We start from the raw sequence: 23,233 nt of genomic DNA, 5'->3' as shown, positions 1-23,233 counted from the left end.
GCCGTGGGCATCGACGAGTACCTGAGCGTGAAGTACCTGGCGATCAGGACGAGCCAGTGACCGCCTTCACGCTGGCCGGCATCCAGTTCGAGCCCGTCCTGCGCGACCCCGCGGCGAACATCGAGAAGTCCACGCGGCTGATCCGTACCGCCGCGGCCCGCGGGGCCAGGCTCGTCGTGCTGCCGGAGGCGTCCTCGGCCGGGTACATGTTCACCGACCGCGAGGACACCCGCAGGCACGCGGAACCCGTTCCCGGGGGACCGGTCTGCTCGGCCTGGGCCGCCCTCGCGGCGGAACTGGACCTGTGGATCGTCGCCGGGATCACCGAGCTGGCAGGGGAGAAGGTCTACAACGCGGCGGTCCTGCTCGGCCCGGACGGCCACGTCGGCACCTTCCGCAAGGCACACCTGTGGAACTTCGAGCAGCAGCTGTACGATCGCCAGCAAGACGGCTTCCCCGTCTTCCGGACCCCGCTGGGGAACATCGGCATCGGCATCTGTTACGACGCCTGGTTCCCGGAGACCTTCCGCAGCGCGGCGCTCGGCGGCGCCGACCTGCTGGCGCTTCCCTCGAACTGGGTGCCCGTACCCGGGCAACCCGAACAAGCTCCGACCATGGCCAACCTGATGTGCATGACCGGAGCGCACAGCAACCAGTTCTTCGTGGCCGGAGTCAGCCGGACCGGGACCGAACGCGACCAGCCCTTCATCGGGCGGTCCGTGGTCGTGGGTCCGGACGGATGGCTGCTCGCCGGACCGGCGAGCAGCGACCACGAGGAGATCCTTCTCGCCGAGGTGGACCTGATCGGGTCCCGCGAGGAGCGATGGGGCAACCCCTTCAACCAGCCGCTCGGCGACCGCCGTACGGACGTCTACCGTACCGGCGACTTCCGCGGCCCCTTGGCCTGAGCTGCGACGACGCATCCGTCTGAGGGTCGGTCCGGCCCTCGGCGGAGCCCTGCCCCGACGCCACGGGAACCCCTCCAGGCACGACCGCGCAGGACATCGCCAAAAGTATTGACACCTTGGTGCTCCTCGCGGAAACTCATCCGCACTGCATGAACCGTTGGTTCACTGAATGAACCCCTAGGGTGTGAAGCAATGAGAGCGATGGACCACACCAGCGCACAGGTGGAGCTCGCCGACCCCAGCAGCATCGAGGCGAGCTCGCTCTACAACCCTGACCTGGCGCCCGTACCCCTGTCCGGGAGAACCTGGACCACCTACAACTTCGCCGCCCTGTGGATGGGGATCGCCCACGGCATCCCCAGCTACTACCTGGCGAGCGGACTGATCGACCTCGGCATGAGCTGGTACCAGGCCGTCATGACGATCGCCCTGGGCAACCTGATCGTGCTGGTCCCGATCCTGCTGAACAGCCACGCCGGGGCCAAGTACGGCATTCCCTACCCCGTGTTCTCCCGCGCGGCCTTCGGCACCCGCGGCGCCAACGTGCCCGCACTGCTGCGCGCCCTGTCCGCATGCGGCTGGTTCGGCATCCAGACCTGGATCGGCGGCCAGGCCATCTACACCATCACCGGTGCCTTCGCCGGTGACAACTGGCTGCGCGCGGGCGCCCTGTGGGGCCACCCCTGGACGCTGTGGCTGTCCTTCGCGGTCTTCTGGGTGCTCCAGATCGCGCTCATCGTCCGCGGTGTGGACTCCATCCGCCGCTTCGAGAACTGGGCCGCCCCACTGATCCTGATCGTCGCGATCTTCCTGCTGGTGTGGATGGTCACGAAGGCGCACGGCTTCGGCCCGCTCGCCACCGAGGGCTCGAAACTCGGCTGGGGCACCCACTTCTGGACGGTGTTCGCGCCCTCGCTGATGGGCATGGTGGCGTACTTCGCCACGATGTCGGTGAACATCGCGGACTTCACCCGGTTCGCCAGGAGCCAGCGCGACCAGGTCGTCGGCCAGTGCGTGAGCCTGCCGACCACGATGACCGCCTTCTCCATGATCGGCGCGCTGACCACCTCGGCCACCATCGCCGTCTACGGCAAGGCGATCTGGGACCCGATCGACCTGGTGAGCCGCTTCTCCAACCCGTTCGTCATCCTCATCTCGCTGCTGTGCGTCATCGTCGCGACGATCGCGGTCAACGTGGCGGCCAACACCGTCGGACCCGCGTACGACTTCTCCAACGCCTTCCCGCGCCTGATCAGCTTCCGCACCGGAGGCGTGATCGCCGGCGTCATCGGCATCCTGATGCAGCCCTGGCGGTTGCTCTCCTCACCCTCGCTCTACATCTTCACCTGGCTCGGGGTGACCGGCGCGATCCTCGGCGCCGTCGCGGGAATCCTCACCGCCGAGTACTGGCTGCTGCGCAAGCGGGTGCTGGACCTCGCCGGCCTCTACCAGCGCGGCGGCCCCTACGAGTACGCCAAGGGCTTCAACTGGCGGCCGCTGCTCGCCCTGGGGATCGTGCTCTTCCTCTCCTTCGGCGGCGCCTACTCCAAGAACGGGGACGGCCCCTTCCCGGCCGACGGGTACATCCACTTCCTCAAGCCGATCTTCGACTACAACTGGGCGGTCGCCTTCGTCGGCGGAATCGTGCTGCACACGGCCTTCAGCAAGCTCTTCCCGGCCCCTGTCGCGAGCCCTACGGACAAGGAAGCGGACCCGGTCCCGGTCTGAGCGGGGGTCCGCGGGCGACGTCCGCGGCGCCGGTACGGGCGCCGGCGCCGCGGACCGTGATCAAGGCCCATCCGCTCCGGTCTCAGCGGAATTCGTGGACCACCTGGATCTTGCCGACGATGTGGGCGTTGAACTCGTCCAACTCCTCGGCCGGAACCCACAGTTCCAGGATCGTCCGCCCGCCGGCCCGCTGGACGGGATACCGGCTCAGGAAGTCGGACCGGACCTCGAAGCGCGTGACGAAACCGGCACCATCGTGCTTCACGTTCCAGTCGCGCGCGATCCTGACCGCGTAATCCTCGTTGAGCACCGGGTAGAAGATCGGCTGTTCCGGCAGCCGGGGCGGCCAGGCGCGCCAGTTCAGCTCCCGCACCAGATCCAGCTCCTCGGGGCCGGTGGGGCGCCACAGGGTCGTCGTCTCCTGCTGGTCCTGCCGGATGGTCATCTGCGTCGCTCTCGGAATGCGGGCCGCGGGACTCGGCGGCTCGGGGGACCGGACGATACCGGCACCGCGGACGCGGCGGCCACACGATTTCCGCGGCTTCCGCCTGCCGGGTGGCCGCCCCGGCGCCCCGTTCGGACCGTCTCCGCTTGTCTCTCCACCGAATGGGGCGTGTGGGCCGGTGCGGTGGGCGCGTCCGAGGCATCGGGCGGTGCGGGCGGCGGAGGATGTGCCCGGCCTGGTCGTGACTTCCGCGCCCGGGTGTGCTGCTGAAAGGAGAACGGTGTTGCCGGGCGAGGGCGATCGGGCGGGACAGGACGAGGTGGGCGCGCACGTCGTGAAGGGGGAGGTACACGGCGTCAAGGGGGAGGTGCGCGACGCGATCACCGCCCGGGCCGGACTGATCATGCTGGGCGTGCTCCTGCTGCAGTTGGGGTTCGCGCTGTCGTACATGGGGGCCTTCCACGCGCCGAAGCCGCACCGCGTGCCGGTGGCCCTGGTCGCGCCGCCGGCGGTCGAGCGGGCCACGGTGGCACGGCTCAACGCGATCCCGGGCACGCCGCTGCACGTGACCGCCGTCGCCGACCGGGCGCAGGCCAGGACCCGGTTGCTGGACCGCCGTGCCGACGCGGTGTTCCTCGTCGACGCGACCGGTCGTACGGACACCGTCCTGGTCGCCTCCGCGGGAGGGCCGTCGGCGTCCGACGCCGCCACGAAGGTCGTGCAGGTCGTCGACGGAAAGCAGGGCCGCCGGATCACGGTGCGGGACATCCGCCCGCCTGCTTCGGGCGACTCACGCGGCCTGTCGTCCTTCTACCTGGTGCTGAGCTGGACGATCGGCGGATACCTCGCCTCGTCGGCCCTGAGCATGGCGACCGGCTCGGCCCGTCCGACGCTTCGCCGCATCCTGATCCGGCTCACGGCGATGGTGCCCTACGCCTTCATCTCCGGCATCGGGGGCGCCGTCATCGTCGGCCCGGTGCTGAACTGCCTGCCCGGCGCGTTCTGGGAACTGGTCGGTATCGGCACCCTGGTGGTCTTCGCCTCCGGCGCCGTGGGCGTCGCACTCCAATCGCTGCTGGGCACGATCGGGCTCGGCGTCACCATCGTCATCTTCACCATCCTGGGAAACCCCAGCTCGGGAGGCGTCTACCCGGCCTCCCTGCTGCCGCCGTTCTGGCGTGCGATCGGCCAGGCCCTGCCCCCCGGCGCGGGCACCACCGTCGTACGCAACACCGTCTACTTCGACGGCCACGCCATCACGGGTTCCCTGTGGGTCCTCGGAGCCTGGGCGTTCGGCGGCATCGTCGTCGCGATCGCGTCCGCGGCGTTCCGCCGCCGGCGCGCCCGTCGCACGTCCCTGCAAACGGCGACCTGACGTCGGCGGGCGGCCGGGGGAGCGAGGTTTGCTCAACGGCGGCGGCGTCGTCGTCGGTCCGGCCGAAACGCAGGAGCGCCGGGCGAGCCGCGCGGTCTACGCTCGTGCCATGACGATCACGTACGCGTGGCGGGGCGACTTCGACAACGCGGCCGTCAACGCGCTGCACGCGGCGGGCTTCAACCACCCTGCCGCGGAAACCGATTGGCTGACCCAGGTGCAGCGCCACAGCCTGGGCTGGGTCTGCGCCCGCGACGACGGTGACCTCGTCGGCTTCGTGAACGTCGCATGGGACGGCGGCGCCCACGCGTTCGTCCTGGACACCGTGGTCGCGGGCGGCCAGCGCCGCAAAGGAATCGGCGCCGGGCTCGTCGCCGAGGCCGCCCGTCAGGCGCGTGCCGCCCGATGCGCATGGCTGCACGTCGACTTCGAGGACGACCTGCGGGCGTTCTACTTCGACGCGTGCGGGTTCAAGCCGACCGCCGCGGGGCTCATCGCGCTCTGAGCCCGCACCGCGGCGGCCGGCCCGCGCCTCAACTCCGCTCGCCCGCTCGGCGATGCGCGCCGTCCGGTTCGACGCAGCGCTCGCTGTCCGGTCCGACGGCGCGCTCGCTGTCGTGGCGCACCTCCTCGCCGGCGCCCGTCACGATCGCACGGCGGTGGGGGAGCGCGACCAGCACGGCCAGCAGGACGAGCAGCCCGCTCGCCCACAGCGGCCCGAGCTCGCCGGCCGGGGTGGTGAGGGCGGCCGCTGCGACCAGCGGCCCGAGCGCGGCGCCGACGTTGAGCGCCGCGGTCGCGTACGCGCCGGCCATGGTGGGCGCGGACGCGGACGCGTAGAGGACCCGCGTGATCAGGGTGCTGCCCAGCGCGAAGGACAGCGCGCCCTGCACGAAGACGAGGGCGAGCAGGGCGACGGGGGAGCCGGCGAGCAGCGCCAGGGCGGGCCAGCCGATGAGCAGCAGCGGGCCCCCGGCCGCGACGACCAGCCCGGAGCGCCGGTCGGACAGGCGCCCGGCGACGGTGACTCCGGCGAAGGAGCCCGCGCCGAAGACCATCAGGACGACCGGGACCCACAGCCGGCCCAGGCCGGCGGTGCCGGTCGTGACGGGGGCGAGAAAGGTGAAGCTTGCGAAGGTCGCCGCGTTGACCAGGGCGCCGAGCAGCATCACCAGGATCAGCTGACGGCTCCTCAGTTGTGCCAGCTCCGAGCGCAGCGGCGGCGTAACCGGCGTACCCGGCTCACCCGGTGTGTCGCGCCCCGCGGCTCGGTCCGGGACCGCCTTGAGGATGCCGAGGGCCGCGGGCAGGCAGAGCGCGGCGACGGCACAGAACGTGGCCCGCCAGTCCAGCAGCGTGCCGAGCATCGCGCCCGCGGGGACACCGGCGACGGTCGCCAGCGTCGTGCCCGACAGGAGCACGCCGAGAGCGCGGCCCTTGCGGTCCGGCGGGACCAGGGCGGTGGCCGTCGTCAGGGCCACCGCGAGGAACCCGGCGTTCGCGAGCGCGGCAATGACCCGGGTGCCGAACAGGACCGGGAAACTCGTGGTGGTGGCGGCCGCGGCGTGCGCCGCCGCGAACACCAGGACGAACCCGAGCAGACTCGTCCGGCTCGGCCAACTGCGGGCGAGCCCGGCCATCAGCGGGGCGCCGACGACCATGCCGACCGCGAACGCCGAGGTGAGCGTGCCGGCCGCACCGACGGTCACGCCGAGGTCGGAGGCGAGGTCCGGCAGCAGGCCGGCGAGCATGAACTCAGAGGTGCCCATGGCGAAGACGGCCAGGGCGAGCAGATACAGCGCGAGGGGCATCAAGTGGCTCCGAGGTGAGGCGAAACGTGAACAGGACGTCTCGTCACCGCGGTCAGCCCACGGGCAGGCACCCTCGTCCGGCCGTGTGGCGCGGCGGGACGATCAGGACTGCGAACTCAGCGGTTCAGGGGGCTGACGGCGTGACCGAAAGCCCCCACCGGGTCCGACTCGGGGCTCACCATGCCCCGCACGCTACCGGACCGAACCGCCCGCTCGCACGGTTCCGCTATCCCGCCGGCAACTGCCTTGGTACGAAGCCCTCGTCGGCCAGGCGCTGCCACAGTTCGTCCGGGATGGGCAGCCGGGCCGCCTCGGCGTTCGCCGTCACCTCGGCGGCCGAACGGCAGCCGACGACGACGGAGGTGACCGCGGGGTGCAGGTAGGGGAACTGGACCGCCGCCGCGGGCAGCGGCACCCCGAACTCGTCGCACAGGGCCTGGCAGCGCCGGGCGCGGGCCAGCTCGTTCGCCGGCACCGGGCGGTAGTTGAACATGGCAGCGTCCGAAGGGTCCGCCAGCAGGCCGGTGTTGAAGACCCCGCCCACGACAACGGCGGTGCCTCTCTTCGCGCACAGCGGCAGCAGCGTGTCCATCGCGTCGTGGTCGAGCAGGGAGAACCGGCCCGCGATCAGGACGACGTCCACCTCGTACTCCGCCACGTACGCGGCGAGCGGCGCGCTGTGGTTCATGCCGAACCCGATCGCCTTGACCAGGCCCTCGTCCCGCAGGCGCCGCACGGCCGCGTACGCGGTGGCACGGACCTCGTCCGCGTAGAGGTCCGCGTCGTGCAGATAGAGGATGTCCACCGAGTCACGCCCGAGGCGTTCAAGGCTCGACTCCAGGGAGCTTCGGATGCCCCGCTCGGTCCAGTCGGTGACCACGTCGGTGCCGGAGCCGTCCGCCCTCGGCCGCAGCAGCCAGCCGGTCTTGGTCGAGATCACCGGCGAGGTGACCCCGGCCGGTTCCAGCAGCCGGCCCAGCCGCTGTTCGGCCTGGCCGTGGCCGTATCGCGGCGCGGTGTCGAAGTAGGTGATGCCGGCCCGGGCCGCGGCCTGGAGCGTCGCCGCCGCGTCCTGCTCGGTCACCTCCTCGAACAGCCCGCCCAGCGGGGCGGTGCCGATCCCCAGCGGGGGCAGGTCGAACGGCAGCCGGGTCCGGGCCGAGCGCGCCGGCGCGGTCATCGGGACACCTCCCACGGGGAGCGGCGGGCCGGCTCGCCGACGTGCAACGTCATCGTCAAGGTCAGCCGCATCCGGGTTCCGCCGGGCAGCTCGACCTTGCAGTAGCGGCCCTCGACCTGCTGCGGGGCGCCTTCGTCGGCGCGGACGGTGTGCAGCACGTGCTCGGCGAACGAGCCCGCCTGCACGAGGACCGTACGTGAAGCGGTGCCGAGGTTGACCAGTTCCACCACGGTGTGTTCCGGTCGGATGTCGGACACCAGCGCGGCGACGTCCGCGGGCAGCCCGGGTCGCTGCTCGACGGCGTCGTGGTAGCGCACGTGCAGTTGGGCCAGACCGCCGTTGTAGAGCACCTGCGGGGAGCCGGTGGTCAGCTGGAGCAGCGCTTCGGTGACCACCGGGTTGAGGTTCTGCCAGTGGTGGATGCCCAGGGCGTCGGGTCCGACGGACGGGTCCACGTCGTCGTTCTCGATCGCCTCGACCCGTTGGGCGCAGACCGCGAGGGCGCCGGCCAGCATCCGCTCGGGGAAGTCGGCGTTGCGTCCGTTCAGGAACTCGTGCCAGGGCTCCTCGTGGCCGCACTCGTCCTTGGTGCGCTGGGTGTGCACCGCCGCCCAGTCCCAGCCGGACCCCTCCCGCAGCTTCTCGACCCGTTCCGCGTCCGCCGAGTCGCGGCTGAAGTGCCACAGCGACAGGGGGAGTTGGGTCGGCATGACGGTGAAGTCGAACCAGCCGGAGTCGTTGTACCGCTGCGGCACCATCAAGGTGCGCTCGCCCGGGATCGTGCTCAGGTGCGGGCGCCAGCGCATGCCGAGGGTGCCCATCTCGTCGGCGGTGCGCTGCTCGGCGTGGCGCAGCACCGCGTCCAGCGGGTTGCGGGCCAGCTCCAGGAAGCCGTGGTCACCGGTCACCAGGCTCGCGTTGACCGAGCCGACGATCGCGGCCGAGGCGACCGACGACAGCCCGTGCGGCCACGACCAGCCGTAGTGCCCGCCGTACCAGCGGCCGTCCAGGTACTCGCCGACCACGCCGCCGAGACCGGCGTTGTCGGGCACCACCTCGCGGCCGGCCAGCCGCTCCTGCCAGGCGCCGACGTACTCGGTCACCCAGTCCGCGTAGCGCTGATCGCCGCCCAGCAGCCAGGCGTTGGTGGCGAGGGTGGTGGAGGCCAGGTTGACGAGCGTGTCGCCGCGCCCCATCCGGTCCCACATCGCCTGGCCGTAGGCCCGGGCCCGCTCCGGCGAGTCGGCCAGTTCGTCGAAGGAGGTGACCTCGGTGCCCCAGTCCAGCGGCAGGCCGTAGGGCTTGAGCGCCAGGCTCCAGGGGAAGTAGACGTCGTGGTCGCTGAAGCCTGGGCGCGGGCCGCCCGTACCGGTGTGCGGCGCGCGGACGACCCGGTGCTCGGGGTCGTAGTTGGGGCCCCCGGGCAGGTAGACATCGGCGAACCGGCAGGCGAGTTCGCGCAGTTCGGCGTCGCCCGGGTCGGCGAGGCACAGGCCGTAGAAGAGCAGCATGCCTTCGCCCTGGTGGAACCAGTCGTAGCCCCGCTCCAGCCCGTCCACGACCAGGCCCATCTCGGTGAGCTGCTGGGTCACCCCGCGCCAGTGCCGTCGCGCGGCGGCGAGCAGGTCCGCGCTGCCGCCGAGCAGGTACAGCGTCGGCCAGTTGAAGAACGGCTCGTAGAAGTCGTCCACGCCGTCGCGGTCGTCCAGACCCTGGCCCAGTGAGTCGCGGAAGACGAGGCGGCCGTCGCCCTCGGTGTAGCGTTCGGCGAAGACGCGCCATGCCTTGTCCTGGACGGCGAACAACTCCCGCTCCAGCGCGGCCCACCGAGGTACGTCGGTGACCCGGCGGGTCGCGGTCAGCTCCGGTACGCGCCCGGCTCCGGCGGTAGTCATCGGCCCGCCACCCTCGGGTCCGTCGTGCGGACCGTCGCCGCATCCCCACTGTCGATCCGTTCAACCCCGAGCATCGGGTACACCCGGCCTCCCATAATCGCCCATCGATAGCCGATTTCTAGACTTCATTGCGGGGGCGGCTGTGTCAATAGCCGTCCACGTACCTCGGAGAAGGAGCTGACCATGATCGACTGCCATGCCCATCTGTGGGACCCACGCGAGGGATTCCCCTGGATACGGCCGGGTTCGCCGCACCACCGGCCGTTCGCGGCCGCCGACTTGGCGGCGGCGGGCGCGGGTACCGGCGTCAGCGGAACCATCCTGGTCGAGGCATCCCGCGGCGACGCGGGTGAAACCCTGGCCCTGCGCGAACTGCGGCTGCGCCGACCGGATCTCGTCGCCGGATACGTCGGCAACCTTCATGTGCACGGTGACGCCGGACCGCACCGCTTCCGTGACCTGCTGGACGAGCTGGGCGACACCCGTCCGGGCGGCATGCGCATGGGCGGCCGGGCCTGGGCGGACACCCCGGAACCGGCCCGCGAACTGGTTCCCGTGCTGGCCGAGGCCGGCGTCGCTCTCGAACTCAACCTGGGCGAGGCGGCTTTGCGGACCGCGGCCGAGGTGGCCGGCCGCCACCCCGCGCTCACCGTGGTCGTCGACCACCTCGGCAACCCGCCCAATCTCCTCAAGGAACCGGGAAGTTGGTACCAGGACATGGAGCTCGCCGCCGCGCTGCCGAACGTGCACGTGAAGATATCCGGCCTGCTCACCCAGCAACACGGCGTGCCGGCCGACCGGACGACGCGCCTGGTCCGGCAGGTGGTGGACACCTTCGGCCCGGACCGCTGCCTCGTCGGCTCCGACTGGCCGATCTGCCTGCCGCGCGGCTCCCGGGCGCAGTCACTGGCGACGGCCCGTGCCGGACTGGCCCATCTGCCCGCCGAACGGCAGGAGGATGTCCTGCACACGACGGCCGTACGCGTCTACGGGTTGCGCGGTTGACAGTGCTCGGGGCATCCTGCTTCGATTCAGTCGATCGATAGGCGATAGGTGGTCGCCCCTGTCCGCCCCGCCGAGCGCATGACGCCGCTCAGCTCGCCGCGTCCGGCGCGTTTTCCGCCGGCCCGGGCGGGCAGGCGGATCGACCGGTGGCCGATCGGACGCCCCCGTGGTGCGAGAGCCCCGTGCCGGGTGCGCGGAGCTGGGCGACTACCCATCGATAGACGATAAAAGTGCGTACCATGGAAGACTCGCCCCCCCTAGAGCAGGATTGGGAATCATGGCATCGAACCCGTCGGCTGACTTCGTCTCCACGCTGGCCACCAACAAGGACCGGTTCCGCAAGACCCTGATCTCGGACCAGGTGTACGGGCTTCTGCGCCAGTCCATCGTCGACGGCGAACTCGGGCCGAACGACCGGGTGGTCGAATCGGAGATCGCCCGGCGGTTGGGGGTGAGCCAGGCACCGGTGCGCGAGGCGGTCAAGCAACTGGCCCGTGAGGGCCTGCTGATGCACGTTCCGCGCCGCGGCCACTTCGTCGTGGAGATCTCCTCCCAGGACGCGGAGTACGCCCGCCAGGTGCGCGAACCGCTGGAACGGCTGGCCGCGCAGCTCGCCACCGAGCACATCACCGAGGAGCAGTTGCGCGAACTCGACGAACTGGTCGAGCAGATGCACGGTGCCGTCAAGACCAACGACGTCAGCCGGTTCCGCGACGCCGACATCGAGTTCCACACCCTGATCAGCCAGAGCGCCGGCAACCCGTTCCTGGCCCGCATGTGGGAGGTCATCGAGCCCAGCCTGCGGACGCTGCGCGCCATCTCCGACCCGCTGTTCGAGGGCGACTGGCACGCCATGGCCGATGAACACGGCCGGCTGGTGGGCCTGTTGCGCGACGGCGACGGCGAGCTGGCGGCCGACGCGTTCGCCGACCATGCCGCGGGCCGCGGCCCGGTCCCCGACGCGCGGCCGAAGCAGCCCCGCAAGAAGACCGCGGTGGCCAAGCGTCGCAGCTGAGCCGAACGCCCAGGTGCCCGGGCCGGCGAACTCCGCCGGCCCGGGCACACCTGTCTCCAGCCGTCAACGGCGGGCGCCCGCCGTCCACTTCGGCGCCCCGTACTGGTAGGCACCCAGGCTCGGGACCGCGTCCGTCGAACCGTCGTTGATGCCCGCCAGCGGGATCGCCTGGCCGCGGGCCGGCGACGCCGCGGTCAACTCGTAGTCATGGTTCGCCGCGTCGACGAACAGCGGATCGACCGTGGGATCGAGGTTGTCGGACATCACCAGCCCACCGTCGGTGGCACCGTCCGAGCCCGTGATCGTCCCGATGTTGTTGTAGATCTTGGTCCCGGTCGACTGGTTCGTGCCCTTGACGTACATCATCGTCATGCCGCCGGTGTTGTTGTACACGCCGTTGTTGTACGAGCCGGAGCCCAGACCGTTCAGCATCACCGTGCCCTGGAGGTTGTTCCAGCCGACGTTGTTCGCGATCACCAGGTCGCTCTGCCCGTTGTCCGCGTAGACACCGGCGACCGCGAACGGCGTCACCCCCGGGGTCGGCGTGCCGTCGTGCAGCAGGTTGTGGTCGAGGGAGGTGCCCATCATGTCGGCACTGCAGCAGGTGTAGATGCCGGCGGTGTCCAGGCTGAGCCGGGCGTACTGCGAGATGTCGTTGTACGCGATCCGGTCCTTGTCGGCGGTGAGGCCCGTGTTCGTCCCCCACTGCAGGTTGATGCCGCTGCGGCCGACCCGGTAGATCGTGTTGTTCATGACCGTCTGGGAGTTGCCCATCACGGCGATGCCGGCCGCGTAGGTGCCCATGTAGTCCACGTCGTGGATGATGTTGTCGGTGGCGGTGTTGTTCTGCCCGCCCAGCGCGATGCCGTTGCCGGCGCTCAGCGACAGGTCGCTGTTCACGATCGTGTTGTTCGTCCCGTTCAGCACGATGCCGGTGTCACCGACACCGCGGTCCACGCTGGAGCCGCAGTCCGTGGTGCCCTGCGTGATGTCCGTGTAGTGCGACAGGTAGCTGCCGGTGATCGTGTCCAGCGTGTCGTGGCTGGTCGTCGAACCGGTCCTGATCGTCGAGGCGAACAGGTCGACCCCGACGACCGAGGTGTACGAGGCGTTCGTCAGGTCGAACGCGAGCTGCCGCGTCTTCGCCTCGACGGTGTGCTGCGCCGGGCTGTCCACGCTGTAGAGGTACAGGCGGTGCGCGGTCGGGTCGTAGAACCACTCACCGGGGTTGGCCAGCTCGCCGATCTTGCCGGAGAGCGAGTAGCGGGTGTCGGTCGGTACGACCTTGTGGACGCACGGCGGCGCCGCGGTCAGCGTCACCGAGCCGACGTCGGAGCTGGCCACGGTGGTGGTGGCCGAGACGTACCAGTAGCCGGTCAGGGCCCGCGCGCCGTTCCAGTACCCCGCGGGCCGGGTCAGCGAGGCGTCGTCGATGGTGGCGTCCGCGCTGCCCGCGCCGGCATGCTGGATCGTCGGGTCGAGCAGGTCGAGGCCCGGGTAGGGCCACTGGGCCTCGATGTCCATCGCCTTGTCGGTGAACACCTGCACGGTGCTCGCGTCGCTGCCGAGGTCGACGCCGGTGCTCCAGACGTGGCCCGCGGCCACCGCGGTGCTGAACGCCGAGTTCAGCGCGTACGGGTCGCTCTGGCCGATGGTCGTGACATCGGCGCCGGTCACCTGCGTCCAGCCGGTGACGCCGGAGGCGCCGCTGAGCGTCACATGGGCGCCCGGCGCCGCGCGGTAGGTGATGGGCAGACCCGAGCTGCCCGAGTGCGCGGGTACGACCGTCTCCTGGTAGGTGCCCGACCCGATCAGGCAGGTGTCGCCCGCGACCATGACGTCGGCACACTTCTGGATGTGCTGGAACGGCGTGCCGGAGCTGAGCCCGTCGGAACTGTCACTGCCCGACGGCGAGACGTAGTAGGTCCGGCCCGTCTCGGCGGCGTGCCGGTGGGGGCCGTGGGCGTCGGCCGGGGCGGCCGCGACCATCGACAGGGCCGCGACCGCGGCGGTCACCGCGGTGAGCAGGCCCCGGCGGGTGCGTGTGCGCGAGCTGTTCAGCACTCCATTGCCCTTTCTCCTGACTGGACTGATGGGAACCGGTCGGGCGGGGTCATCCCTTGACCGCACCGACCGTGAGACCGCTGATGATGTGACGCTGCATGTAGATGAAGAAGATGACCACGGGGGCCACGGCGAGCAGCAGGTTGGGGAAGACCTTCGTCAGGTCGGTCGAGTACTGGCTGATCCCGGCGTAGATCGCCGTCGTCACCGTGTAGTGCCCGGAGGACGGACTCAGCAGGATCTGCGGACTGATGAAGTCGTTCCAGATTCCTATGGAGTTGAGGATCAGCACGGTCACGACCGCGGGACGCATCAGCGGGAAGATGATGGTCCAGAAGGTCCGGTACCGGCCCGCGCCGTCGATGGTCGCCGCGTGGTCGATGTCCACCGGGATGGTGCGGATGAAGCCGACGAACAGGAAGATGCTCACCGGCAGCGTGGACGCCACGTCGTGCGCGACCAGACCGGTGACGGTGTTGGCGAGCCCGATGTCGCGGAGTACGTAGATCACCGGGATGATCACCGCGGCTCCCGGGATGAACGTCCCGGCGAGGAAGTACAGCAGCACCAGCTGCGTGCGCCGCTTCATGCTCCGGGCGATCGCGTACGCGGCCGGACCGGCGAACAGGATGCACAGCACGTCCACGGCCACGACGAGGAACAGCGTGAACCCATAGCCGCCGATGACGTTGTACTGGGGGCTGTGGATCGCCGCCGACAGGTGCTTGAACGTCAGACGGCTCGGCACCAGCGAGAACGGGTTGTCGAGGATGTCGTTCTGCGACTTGAAACTGTTGACCACCAGCAGATACACCGGTATGACCATGACCACGAACAGCAAGGTCAGCAGCATCCAGCGCAGCGGGGAGCGCGCCGCCTGCCGCTCCGCGAGTGATGGGCCGTCCCCTCCGGCGGCCGGTCTCTTCATGCTCTTTTCCTGGGGCTCGGCCTCCAGCACGGCCATCACCGCCTCCTAACCTGTCGCAGCTTGATCTTGGCGGTTGCGCAGTGCCGTCACCACGAGGGCCAGCACGGCTGAGACGACCATCAGGAACACCGCCTGAGCAGTCGCGTAACCGACCTTGGTGCTCTCGAAGGAGCGGGCCAGAATGAGATACGAGAACGTCTGGGTCGAACCGGCCGGCCCGCCGCCGGTGAGACTCACCACGATGTCGTAGGCGCGGACCAGCCCGACCAGGTTCAGTACCGTCGCGATGGTCACCACCGGCGCGATCATCGGGATGACCACCCGCAGGTTGGTCTGGCGCTTGTTCGCGCCGTCGATCGCGGCGGCCTCCAGCAGTTCGACCGGCACCGTCTGCAACGCCGCCACGAACAGCACCACGTTGAACCCGAAGCCGGCCCACACGATGACGCCGATCAGCGACATGAGGGCCATGTTCTCGTCGAAGAGGAACCCGACCGGGTTGACACCGAACTTGGCCAGCGTGTTGTTGATGGCACCGTTGGTGCCGAGGATCGCCGCCCACAGATAGCCGAGGATCAGCGCGCTGATCACATGCGGGAAGTACGCCACGGCGCGGAAGAACGAGTTGCCGCGCGAACGTCCCTTGAGGATCAGTGCGTACACCAGACCCAGCCCGACCTCGAACACGGTGCCGACGGCGGCGATGATCGCCGTCACGTACCAGGACTGGGTGGAGTTGGGGTCGTCGAACAGGTGCCGGTAGTTGTCCAGGCCGATGAAGTCGGCGGAGGAGAAGCCGTTCCAGTTCGTCAGGCTCAGATAGATCGCGACGCCGACCGGTACGACGGTCAGCACCGTGTACAGCAGCACCGCCGGGCCCATCATGGCCAGGGAGACGGCGGCCCCCCGGATCCGGGTGGCCCGGCGGCTCGGTGCGGGGCGCGGGGCGGGGGGCGCGCCGGAGCGCCGCCCCCGCCGCGTCAGTTCTGCGAGTTCCACCACTTGTCCAATCCGGACGCCGCGCTCTTCGCGGACTTACCCGAGAACAGCGACTGGACCGTCGTGTTGAGCTGGTCGCTGTAGCCGGCGATCGGCTGGCGCTCACCGGACTTCACGATCACCGAGGGCGCCTTGTCCAGGATCTGCTGAACCGCGGTACCGAGGCTGGACATCGGGTAGGTGAAGCCCTGCCGCAGATTGCCGTCGGCGGCGAGCTGGCTCTTGACCGCCGCGGGGTCGGTGACCAGCCACTTCACGAAGTCGATCGCCGCGGCCTTGTGCTTGGAGTGGTTGACCACGACGTACGGGTCGGAGATGTTGCCGAACTGCCCCGACGGGTAGGCGCCGTCGGTCGGCATGGTGAACACGCCGATCCCGTCGCTCTTCTTGGCCTGGTCCGCGGCGGGCACGAAGTACGAACCCATGATGTACATCGCCGACTTGCCGTTCAGGAACGCCGTCTGGCCGTCGGCGTAGGTCAGGCCCAGCGCGCTCTTGTTCAGGTAACCCGAGCTGATCCAGTTCTTGTAGTCCTCGAAATAGGACGTGTAGCCGCTCTTGGCGAAACTGACCTTCTTGTCCTTGCGCTTGATGGTCCAGTCCGGGTCCGCGGTCATGACACCGGCGTCGGCCATCATCGAGAACTGGGCACCCGTCACCCATTGGCCGGCGGTCTGCAGCGGGGTGTATCCCGCGGATTTCAACTTGCCCATGGCGTCGGTGAACTGAGCCATCGTCTTGATACTCGACGCGTCCACCCTGGCCTTGGTGAAAGCGGCCTTGTCGTAGAAGACGAGCGACTGGATCTGCTCGCCCACACCGACGACGTACCGCTTGCCGTCGATCGCGTACTGGTCGGCCAGCGGGGTCTTCGCCGTCCAGGGCTGGTCGGTGAGGTCGGTGTACAGATCCACGTCGTCCGCGGTCGGCGTGATCTGCTGGGCGATGTCCGGTGGATCGCCCGCGGCGAGGTCCTGGGTCAGCTTCGCGTTCGCCGATATCGTGCCGGTCAGCTCCAGCTTGACCTTCGTACCGGGGTGCGCCTTCTCGTACGTGTCGAAGAGCGTGTTCCAGTACTGCTCGGTGAGGTTCGGCGTGATGTTGACGATGACGCGAAGGGTCGTGCCATCGGCGGAACTCCCGGAATCGCCGCCGCCACAGGCCGCGGCAGACGCCATTACCAGGGGGGCCGCGGCGAGAGCGCAGGTGCGGCGCCAGATCTTTCTCATTTTGGGACACGCTCCGTTGCGTAGTCGTGAACACGGACGGCCGAGATCGAAGCACAGGATTTCGGCACGGTCAACGTTCGAGAGGAAGCCGGGGAATCGGGCCGAACGGTCCCGACCGCATGGCTCTTCGAGCGTCGACGGAATGATTGCTTGCTAGCGGAATCGCCTTGCGGAGATTCCCGTGTGACCACCGCCCCGCCGTTCGGCGGGCGGCGGAAATCACTGCGGCCAGGGGGGCGCGGCCCGCCGTAACTGCTCGATGGCGAACCGGCGTTGCGGGGGAGCGGTCGGGCTCGAACGCGGTACGGGTTGCCCGGCCGATCCCGCATCGTCGGGTCCGGGCCGGCCGCGCACGGGGGCCGGCCCGGAGTGCGGCGCCGGTGTCAGGGCCGGACCGCACGGCCACGAGGTGACGGCCCACCGTCCCTGGTGGAGTCGCATGGACCTTCACCTCCAAGAATTATCGTCTATCGATTACTGATGCTATGTGGGCCGCCCCGCATGTTCAAGAGTCGTGCGCCAAGCCCTTGCGTTCAGTCGGGCCGGCGCCAACGCACCGCGATCCGGCCCGAGTCGGCGGGCTCCAGGACCGTCAGCGTCAGCCGGGTGAGCCGGTCGCCCCAGCTCTGCCGGAGCAGCGCGTCGTCCAGCTCCCGCACCTCGATCGAGGCGTCGGCGGCACGCGGGTCCCACTCCATGCGCAGCCCGCCACCGCCGGCCGCCGACACGAGCGCCCACCCGTTGCCCAACTCGACCTCTCCGGACAGGACATGACGGAGTCTCAGCGGACCGCCCCGCAGCCCCTGCCAGCGGTCCTCGACGACGACGTGGGCCGGTTCGCCGCCGACCGCACGGATCAGCCGCAACTCCCGCTCCCAGCGGGCCACCAGGCCCTGCGGATAGGCGCCGCTCACCTCGGCGCGCAGCGCGGTGACGGCCTCGTCGAGCCGTACGCTCACCTCGCGAGCCCCGTGTTCGCCGCCGGGCAACTGCCCGCCGCCGGGCTCGGGAACGTTGTGCCAGGCGCTCTGGAACGGCCAGGCCGAGTAGCGCTCCGGCCCGAAGGTCTGCGCGGTGTAGACCGGCCGCCCGACATCCACCACCAGCGGCCGGCCGTCCACCACCACCCAGTACGAGCCGACGTCCAGGTGGTTGTGGTGCTCGCCGTTGTGCCCGGCCTTCGCCGCCACTGCCAGCCCGGACGAGCTGCCCGCCGACTCCCGTGCCACCAGAACCTGTAGGCGCGGCAGCCAGCAGTCGCGAGCCAGCCAGGGCGCGCCCGCCTTGGTCGGCTCGGCGGTGACGGCACGGCACCACCGTCCGTCCGCCAGCGCGGCCAGCGATCGCCCGAGGCCCCCGGCGTCCGCGATGCCACCCGCCTCCCGGGCCGCGGCCACCGCGTGGGCGGCCGTCTCCGGCTGCCCGAGCCGCTCGCCCCAGCGGAACACCACCTGCCAGGGCCGCCCGCCGCCCAACTGGGCAGGCGCGTCACCGACGTTGACGTAGTGCTCCGCGCCGAAGTGCATGCGCTGCGGGTAGCGCAGCAGCTGGGGGAGCAGCGGCAGGTCCCGGGCGTCGAGCTCGGCGCCGCCTGCGTCGGCGAGCTGGTCCAGCACCTCCAGCACGCGGCACGCTCCCGCGAACCAGTAGGCGATGCCCTCGTCGATCCCGCCGTCGTCGGGCAGTGCGACCAGGTAGTGGTCCAGGTCGCGTACGGTCAGCTCGACCAGCCGGGCGCGCCTGGCCGCGTCGTCGCAGAGCAGCAGCGCCGAGGTCACGACGGCACCGAGGACCCAGGGATTCCAGTTGTTGGCGCTGCCGTCGGAGCCGATCCAGTGCCAGTCCCGGACCTGCTCGTACGGCGCGAGCACCCGGTGGTCCACCTCGCGGCGCAGCCGGCGGCGCAGGCCGGGCACCCTCCGGTCGAGGTGCGGGCCGAGCGCGCGGTCCGCCCACGCGAACAGCGAGGCGACCTCTGCCGCGCCCAGATCGAGGAACGGGCTCTCCGGATCGGGCACCAACTCCCCGCGCGACGCCGTGATGCGGTCGTGCGGCGCCCAGCACCAGGTGCTCGCCTCGGCAAGGGCGACCAGCCCGTCGACGGCGGCATCGAGATGCGGGCACTCCCCGGGCCGCTCCCCGGGCCGCCGCTCCCCGAGCGGCTTCTCGGGCCGCCGCTCCCCGGGCGGCTCCCCGGGCGCCGTCGCGTCCGCCGCCTCACCGGTGAGCATGGCGGCCAGCACCAGCAGCGTCACCCGTTCCCGCAGCGACCTGGCCCGGCCCTCGTAGCCGCCCCGATCGCCGTCGCGGAAGGCCCTGGCCCAGTCCGAGGCGAGCAACTGCGGTGCCGGAAAAGCCAGTTCGGCCGCGGCCCGGGTCAGGATCTCGGCGCGTATCGCCTCGGGAACGGCGTCCCACACGGACCGGTCGGTCACATCCGGGACGCCGCACCGCGCGGCGGGATCACCGGAGAGCAGTTTCGCGAGCGAGTCGGCGCCGGGCGGTTCCAGCGCCGGGGCCAGACGTTCGTACAAAGGGCCGGTCACGGCGATCAGCCCTCCCCGTCCAGCACGAGTTCGATCACCGGAAGCAGCACGTCGGGCCGGGCGACCGGCACCGTGAGGGTGAGCGTGTCCGCGCTGCGGCCGGGCGGAGCGAGGTTGTTGTGCTCGTGCTGTGTTCCGTCGATCTGCCGGAACCGGACCTCCGACCCGTCGTGCAGGAACTGCGCGTAACGCACCCGCCCCGCGAGACCGGGCAGGTGGATGTGCTTGAGCGGCCAGGTCGGCAGATGCAGGTAGAGGCGGTTTCCCAGCTGGGTGTACAGACAGTGCGCGGGTGCCTCGTACACGCTCGGGCCGGCGCCGTGCACGGACCGCGCGTGCAGCTCCATCCACCCGCCGATCCGCCGCAGCGTGTCCCTCGCCCGCGGGTCCAGCGCGCCGCGGCCGGTCGGGCCGACGTTGAGCAGCATGTTGCCGCCGCAGGCCACCGACTGGACCAGCATCCGGACCAGCAGGTCGGGGTCCTTGTAGTCGTGGTTGTCCCGGTCGTAGCCCCACGACCCGTTGAGCGTGTGGCATGCCTCCCACATGACCGGTGTACCGTCCCGCTCCAGCGGCTCGTCCGGCTGGTACTGCTCGGGGGTCACGTAGTCGCCGGGGACGCCCAGCCGGTCGTTGACGACGATGCCCGGCTGCAACTCGCGTGCCGTCCTGAGCAGTTCCGCGGCGCCCCACTCGGCGGGCCCCATCCCCGGGTAGCTGAAGTCGAAGAACAGCAGGTCGATCTGCCCGTAGTTGCTCAGCAACTCCCTTACCTGGTCGTGCAGATACGCGCGGTAGCGGGCCAGGTCCCGGGGCTCGCGCTCCGCCGCCGTCCCGCGCAGCGGGTGATGGCGGTCGACGGGGAAGTCGGGGTGATGCCAGTCGAGCAGCGAGTGGTACAGCCCGACCCGCAGCCCCTCCGCCCGCATCGCGTCGGCGAACTCGGCCACCAGGTCCCGGCCGGTCGCGCGCACCGAGGTGTAGTCGGTGAGCGAGGAGTCGAACAGGCAGAACCCGTCGTGGTGCTTGGTCGTCAGCACCGCGTACCGCATCCCGGCCTCGCGCGCGGCCCGCGCCAGCTTCTTCGCGTCGAACAGATCCGGGTCGAAGTGTTCCAGGTAACGGTCGTACGCCTCCTGGGACATGGCCTCCCGGCTGCGCACCCACTCGTGCCGCGCCGCGAGGCTGTAGAGCCCGAAATGGACGAACAGTCCGAAGCGTGCGGCCCTGAACCACTCGATGGATGCCGTGGGCACTGAAGTCTCCTGCCGTGGTTGACAGTTCTTGTCGGTCGGCTGTTATCTACCATCGATAGGCGATAATGTCACTGATGGTTGCGTGCAGAGCTGTGCGCGGAAAGGCGTGGCGGATGAACCCGACAGGGGATCAGGGAGCGCCGGAGGCGGGGGGCATGCCCGCATACGATTCGATGCTGGCGCCGGTCCACACCGCGTCCTACACCCGGCCGACCGAGCGGATGCTCACGGCGCTGAAAGGGGTGAGCGCGGCTACGGCCTGCGCGAAGCTGCACCAGACCGGCATCACCCGGACCTTCATCGACGGTCCGGTGCCGCTGCACAGGGAGCCGGACGTCACGGTCATCGGCGGCGCCGTGACCTTGCAGTTCCTGCCGCAGCGCGAGGATGTCTTCTCCGGCGCCGAACAGGAGGACGCCGAGCGCAAGACGGCCCTGTGGGGCGTGCTGGAGTCCATCCAGCCCGGTGACGTGCTGGTCGTGTCGGCACACGGGAGCCACTTCACCGGCTGCCTCGGCGACATGCTGGTGCGCTACTTCAAGCTGCGCGGCGGCGCGGGCATCGTGGTGGACGGACGGGTACGCGACGCGGCGCGCATCCGGGCCCTGGGCGTACCTGTCTGGTGCACCGGCGTGACGCCGCACTACGCCTCGCAGACGGAACTGTTCCCGTCCGCCTTCAACGTCCCGGTGGGTGTCGGCGGTGTCCTGGTGACCCCGGGCGACCTGATCGTCGCCGACGAGGACGGAGCGGTCGCGGTACCGCAGGCCAACGCGGTCCCGCTCGGCGAGGACTCGCTGGCCCACCAGGACCGCGAGATCTTCGCGCGTCAGCGCCTCGACGAGGGCGGACGGCTGTCCGACTACTACCCGCTCACCGGCGCGGGGCTGTCGGAGTACCTCGTCGGACGCGCGGCGGAGGGGGAGGGCTAGACAGAGAGTTCCGTCCGGTCAGGACGATGGTCGCGGTCTTGCCGTATGGGGCGGCGAGGCCGCGCCGTCGGTGGCGCGGCTTCGGCTTCGGCCTCGGCCCCTTCGGCCTCGCTCCGGCGGTGTGTGACGCCGGGTGCCCGCGGGTCCGTGGGTGCTCGGGTGGCCGGGTCAGCCCGGGGTGGATCGGTGGCGCAGGGCAACCTTTCCCGGCCGTCCCGAGTCTGCGTTCCCATGCGCAAGCGGATTGCCGCGGGTGTCGCGGCCACGGTGTGCTGGGCGATCCTGGGCCTGGCGGGCTGCTCGGGAGACTCGTCCGGAGGCAGCAAGGGCGCCGCTCCGTACGACTTCGACGGGACCGGCAAGGATGGCCTCGTCGTCACCAACAGCGAGGCCACGGTCGACGGTCTGCGGTACGGCGGGTACGCCGCGGTACTGCCGGGCAGCGCTCGCGGACCGGACCCGAAGCACGCGCGGATGCTGACGCAGAACGGCGTCGGCGCGGGCCCCGCGGGCCAGGGCGCCTACTTCGGGGCGAACGCGACCTCGGCCGACCTGGACGGCGACGGCAAGGCCGACCTCGTCGTCCAAGCCGGCTACAGCACGCTGTTCGTGGTGTGGAGCGGCTCCGCGGCAGGCGGCAAGCCCGCGCGGCTGCACGGCACCCGGCCCTTCACCGGCGACTTCGACGGCGACGGCCACGCCGACCTGATCGCCACCGTGGGCGGCGGCTACGACGACGGGTCCTCGACCGAGACCATCTTCTACGGGCCGTTCAGCCGCTCCGGCAAGCCGGCCCGCACCGCGACCGTGAAGATGCCGATGGACGAGAACGGTTTCCAGAGCGAGAACGTGGTGGCGGTCGGCGACGTCAACGGGGACGGGCGCGACGACCTGATCACCTCCTGGGCCGCCGAGTACACCGACGTGGCCCACACCCCGCGCGCCACGGTCGTCTGGTACGGCACGCGCGAGGGGATCAGCCGGGGCCCGCGGCTGAAGGACGCCCAGGGCAGGGACGTCTACGGCAGCTCCTACGGCGAGCCTGTCACCGTCGGCGACTTCGACCACGATGGCTGCGACGACATCGCGGTCGGCCTGCCCGACGAGTTGCGCTCGAACGACGAGGAGCCGGTCCCGCCGACAGGCGGCAGCCGGCTGACCGTGTGGTACGGCAGCAAGCACGGCACCGCGCGCAAGCCGGTCACCTTGACGTCCAGGACTCCCGGGCTGCCCGGGGCGCCTGTCGCGGACGGGTTCGGCAGCCTGCCGGTGGCGGGGGACGTGAACGGGGACGGCTACGCGGATCTCGCGTTCGTCGCCCAGGCCGGCAAGGACTCGGCCGAGCTGCTGGTGCTGCTCGGTGGTCCGCGGGGGCTGACCACGTCCGGTGCCCAGCACGTGCCCCGCAAGGGTGTGACGGCCATGGCGATGCTCGACACCGACGGCGACGGTCGGGCTGACCTCGTCACCGGGGCGTCCTACCTCCAACCCCAGCGACTGACGGTGCTGCGCGGCAGCGCGAGCGGCCTCGACCTGCGGCACCCGGTCACGATCGGCGCCGGCGACCTCGATATGGCCGTCCCGCCCGACGGCCCGGGCTTCGGATCGGCCTTCGGCCACTGAACGGCTCATGCCGGCAGGGCGGTGACGGCTCCCGCCGGGGCGACCCGGAGGCCGCCCGCTCTGGAGGCCGAGCGGGTGCTACCCCGGTTCGCCGCGGAGCGCCGGGCGTGCCGCCGACCGATTCCGTTTCACCCGGGTGGAGTGGTTTCGTCCGGGCGGAAATCGCGGGACTGCTGTTCCGGGTGGTGATCGGGGGGTAGCGTTCCGGGTCGTGCCGCAGAACCGGCGACACGCCGGGTGGTCGGTCCGGCGGCACGTGCGGATGGGCGTGCGGGCGGGAGGATCGTCCGTGAG

The 23,233-nt window shown here is 70.6% G+C and carries 17 protein-coding genes and 1 pseudogene; 8 read left to right on the top strand and 10 right to left on the bottom strand.

Annotation, left to right across the window (positions count from 1 at the left end):
• Positions 1-56: 56 nt before the first annotated feature.
• Complete coding sequence (locus tag AC13HU_RS05960; RefSeq protein ID WP_483040677.1) at positions 57-908, top strand: nitrilase family protein; 852 nt, start codon at positions 57-59, stop codon at positions 906-908.
• Positions 909-1,109: 201 nt separating this feature from the next.
• The gene (locus AC13HU_RS05955; RefSeq protein WP_483040676.1) at positions 1,110-2,636 is read left to right on the top strand and encodes an NCS1 family nucleobase:cation symporter-1; all 1,527 of its coding nucleotides are present in this window, start codon (positions 1,110-1,112) and stop codon (positions 2,634-2,636) included.
• An 82-nt stretch (positions 2,637-2,718) separates the two neighbouring features.
• Here the strand turns inward: AC13HU_RS05955 and AC13HU_RS05950 are convergent, their stop codons facing one another.
• Positions 2,719-3,081, bottom strand: coding sequence for a hypothetical protein (locus AC13HU_RS05950; protein WP_483040675.1), 363 nt, complete (start codon positions 3,079-3,081; stop codon positions 2,719-2,721).
• A 367-nt stretch (positions 3,082-3,448) separates the two neighbouring features.
• Here AC13HU_RS05950 and AC13HU_RS05945 point away from each other — a divergent pair, with 367 nt between their 5' ends.
• Positions 3,449-4,456, top strand: a complete 1,008-nt coding sequence (locus AC13HU_RS05945; RefSeq protein WP_483040678.1) for a DUF3533 domain-containing protein — start codon at positions 3,449-3,451, stop codon at positions 4,454-4,456.
• Between the two features lie 109 nt (positions 4,457-4,565).
• Positions 4,566-4,961 (top strand): GNAT family N-acetyltransferase, encoded by a 396-nt coding sequence (locus tag AC13HU_RS05940; RefSeq protein WP_483040674.1) that lies wholly within the window; start codon positions 4,566-4,568, stop codon positions 4,959-4,961.
• A gap of 28 nt (positions 4,962-4,989) precedes the next feature.
• Here AC13HU_RS05940 and AC13HU_RS05935 read toward each other — a convergent pair whose 3' ends face one another.
• The 3 genes from AC13HU_RS05935 to AC13HU_RS05925 form a co-directional block, all read right to left on the bottom strand.
• Positions 4,990-6,267, bottom strand: a complete 1,278-nt coding sequence (locus AC13HU_RS05935; protein WP_483040673.1) for a Cmx/CmrA family chloramphenicol efflux MFS transporter — start codon at positions 6,265-6,267, stop codon at positions 4,990-4,992.
• A gap of 226 nt (positions 6,268-6,493) precedes the next feature.
• On the bottom strand, positions 6,494-7,447 hold the full coding sequence (locus tag AC13HU_RS05930; protein ID WP_483040672.1) for an aldo/keto reductase: 954 nt from the start codon (positions 7,445-7,447) through the stop codon (positions 6,494-6,496).
• Positions 7,444-9,342 (bottom strand): DUF8034 domain-containing protein, encoded by a 1,899-nt coding sequence (locus AC13HU_RS05925; RefSeq protein WP_483040671.1) that lies wholly within the window; start codon positions 9,340-9,342, stop codon positions 7,444-7,446. The genes AC13HU_RS05930 and AC13HU_RS05925 overlap by 4 nt, the downstream gene beginning before the upstream one ends.
• A 183-nt stretch (positions 9,343-9,525) precedes the next feature.
• Between AC13HU_RS05925 and AC13HU_RS05920 the strand changes: the two genes are divergently transcribed.
• Together AC13HU_RS05920 and AC13HU_RS05915 are read left to right on the top strand one after the other, a co-directional pair.
• Entirely contained in the window at positions 9,526-10,347 is an 822-nt protein-coding gene (locus tag AC13HU_RS05920) for an amidohydrolase family protein (protein WP_483040670.1), read from the top strand.
• A gap of 277 nt (positions 10,348-10,624) precedes the next feature.
• Positions 10,625-11,362, top strand: coding sequence for a GntR family transcriptional regulator (locus tag AC13HU_RS05915; protein ID WP_483040669.1), 738 nt, complete (start codon positions 10,625-10,627; stop codon positions 11,360-11,362).
• Between the two features lie 63 nt (positions 11,363-11,425).
• Here the strand turns inward: AC13HU_RS05915 and AC13HU_RS05910 are convergent, their stop codons facing one another.
• From AC13HU_RS05910 to AC13HU_RS05885, 6 genes and pseudogenes are all read right to left on the bottom strand, one after another.
• On the bottom strand, positions 11,426-13,426 hold the full coding sequence (locus AC13HU_RS05910; protein ID WP_483040668.1) for a right-handed parallel beta-helix repeat-containing protein: 2,001 nt from the start codon (positions 13,424-13,426) through the stop codon (positions 11,426-11,428).
• Positions 13,427-13,475: 49 nt separating this feature from the next.
• A complete protein-coding gene (locus AC13HU_RS05905) occupies positions 13,476-14,390 on the bottom strand; it encodes a carbohydrate ABC transporter permease (RefSeq protein WP_483040667.1) in 915 nt (304 codons plus the stop codon).
• 9 nt (positions 14,391-14,399) lie between these two features.
• The gene (locus AC13HU_RS05900; RefSeq protein WP_483040666.1) at positions 14,400-15,353 is read right to left on the bottom strand and encodes a carbohydrate ABC transporter permease; all 954 of its coding nucleotides are present in this window, start codon (positions 15,351-15,353) and stop codon (positions 14,400-14,402) included.
• Positions 15,335-16,582, bottom strand: coding sequence for an ABC transporter substrate-binding protein (locus AC13HU_RS05895; RefSeq protein ID WP_483040665.1), 1,248 nt, complete (start codon positions 16,580-16,582; stop codon positions 15,335-15,337). Before AC13HU_RS05895 ends, AC13HU_RS05900 begins: the two co-directional genes overlap by 19 nt.
• A gap of 533 nt (positions 16,583-17,115) precedes the next feature.
• Positions 17,116-19,128 carry a heparinase II/III domain-containing protein gene (locus AC13HU_RS05890; protein ID WP_483040664.1) on the bottom strand — a complete coding sequence of 671 codons (2,013 nt, stop codon included), beginning with the start codon at positions 19,126-19,128 and terminating at the stop codon, positions 17,116-17,118.
• Positions 19,129-19,133: 5 nt separating this feature from the next.
• Positions 19,134-20,402: pseudogene (locus tag AC13HU_RS05885) on the bottom strand (alpha-L-fucosidase); the annotation flags it as partial.
• A 137-nt stretch (positions 20,403-20,539) separates the two neighbouring features.
• Between AC13HU_RS05885 and AC13HU_RS05880 the strand changes: the two are divergent.
• Entirely contained in the window at positions 20,540-21,316 is a 777-nt protein-coding gene (locus AC13HU_RS05880) for an RraA family protein (protein ID WP_483040663.1), read from the top strand.
• A 231-nt stretch (positions 21,317-21,547) separates the two neighbouring features.
• Positions 21,548-22,939 carry an FG-GAP repeat domain-containing protein gene (locus tag AC13HU_RS05875; protein ID WP_483040662.1) on the top strand — a complete coding sequence of 464 codons (1,392 nt, stop codon included), beginning with the start codon at positions 21,548-21,550 and terminating at the stop codon, positions 22,937-22,939.
• Positions 22,940-23,233: the final 294 nt, after the last annotated feature.

This window comes from Streptomyces sp. NH27, assembly GCF_056859195.1.
This window is presented reverse-complemented; position numbering and strand designations above follow the sequence as displayed.

Excerpts from the sequence above, each read along its gene's own strand:
- AC13HU_RS05915 (WP_483040669.1), top strand. The coding sequence starts at position 10,625 with ATGGCATCGAACCCGTCGGCTGACTTCGTCTCCACGCTGGCCACCAAC.
- AC13HU_RS05895 (WP_483040665.1), bottom strand. The coding sequence starts at position 16,582 with ATGAGAAAGATCTGGCGCCGCACCTGCGCTCTCGCCGCGGCCCCCCTG.
- AC13HU_RS05920 (WP_483040670.1), top strand. The coding sequence starts at position 9,526 with ATGATCGACTGCCATGCCCATCTGTGGGACCCACGCGAGGGATTCCCC.
- AC13HU_RS05930 (WP_483040672.1), bottom strand. The coding sequence starts at position 7,447 with ATGACCGCGCCGGCGCGCTCGGCCCGGACCCGGCTGCCGTTCGACCTG.
- AC13HU_RS05875 (WP_483040662.1), top strand. The coding sequence starts at position 21,548 with ATGCGCAAGCGGATTGCCGCGGGTGTCGCGGCCACGGTGTGCTGGGCG.
- AC13HU_RS05880 (WP_483040663.1), top strand. The coding sequence starts at position 20,540 with ATGCCCGCATACGATTCGATGCTGGCGCCGGTCCACACCGCGTCCTAC.
- AC13HU_RS05940 (WP_483040674.1), top strand. The coding sequence starts at position 4,566 with ATGACGATCACGTACGCGTGGCGGGGCGACTTCGACAACGCGGCCGTC.
- AC13HU_RS05925 (WP_483040671.1), bottom strand. The coding sequence starts at position 9,342 with ATGACTACCGCCGGAGCCGGGCGCGTACCGGAGCTGACCGCGACCCGC.
- AC13HU_RS05950 (WP_483040675.1), bottom strand. The coding sequence starts at position 3,081 with ATGACCATCCGGCAGGACCAGCAGGAGACGACGACCCTGTGGCGCCCC.
- AC13HU_RS05905 (WP_483040667.1), bottom strand. The coding sequence starts at position 14,390 with ATGGCCGTGCTGGAGGCCGAGCCCCAGGAAAAGAGCATGAAGAGACCG.
- AC13HU_RS05955 (WP_483040676.1), top strand. The coding sequence starts at position 1,110 with ATGGACCACACCAGCGCACAGGTGGAGCTCGCCGACCCCAGCAGCATC.
- AC13HU_RS05935 (WP_483040673.1), bottom strand. The coding sequence starts at position 6,267 with ATGCCCCTCGCGCTGTATCTGCTCGCCCTGGCCGTCTTCGCCATGGGC.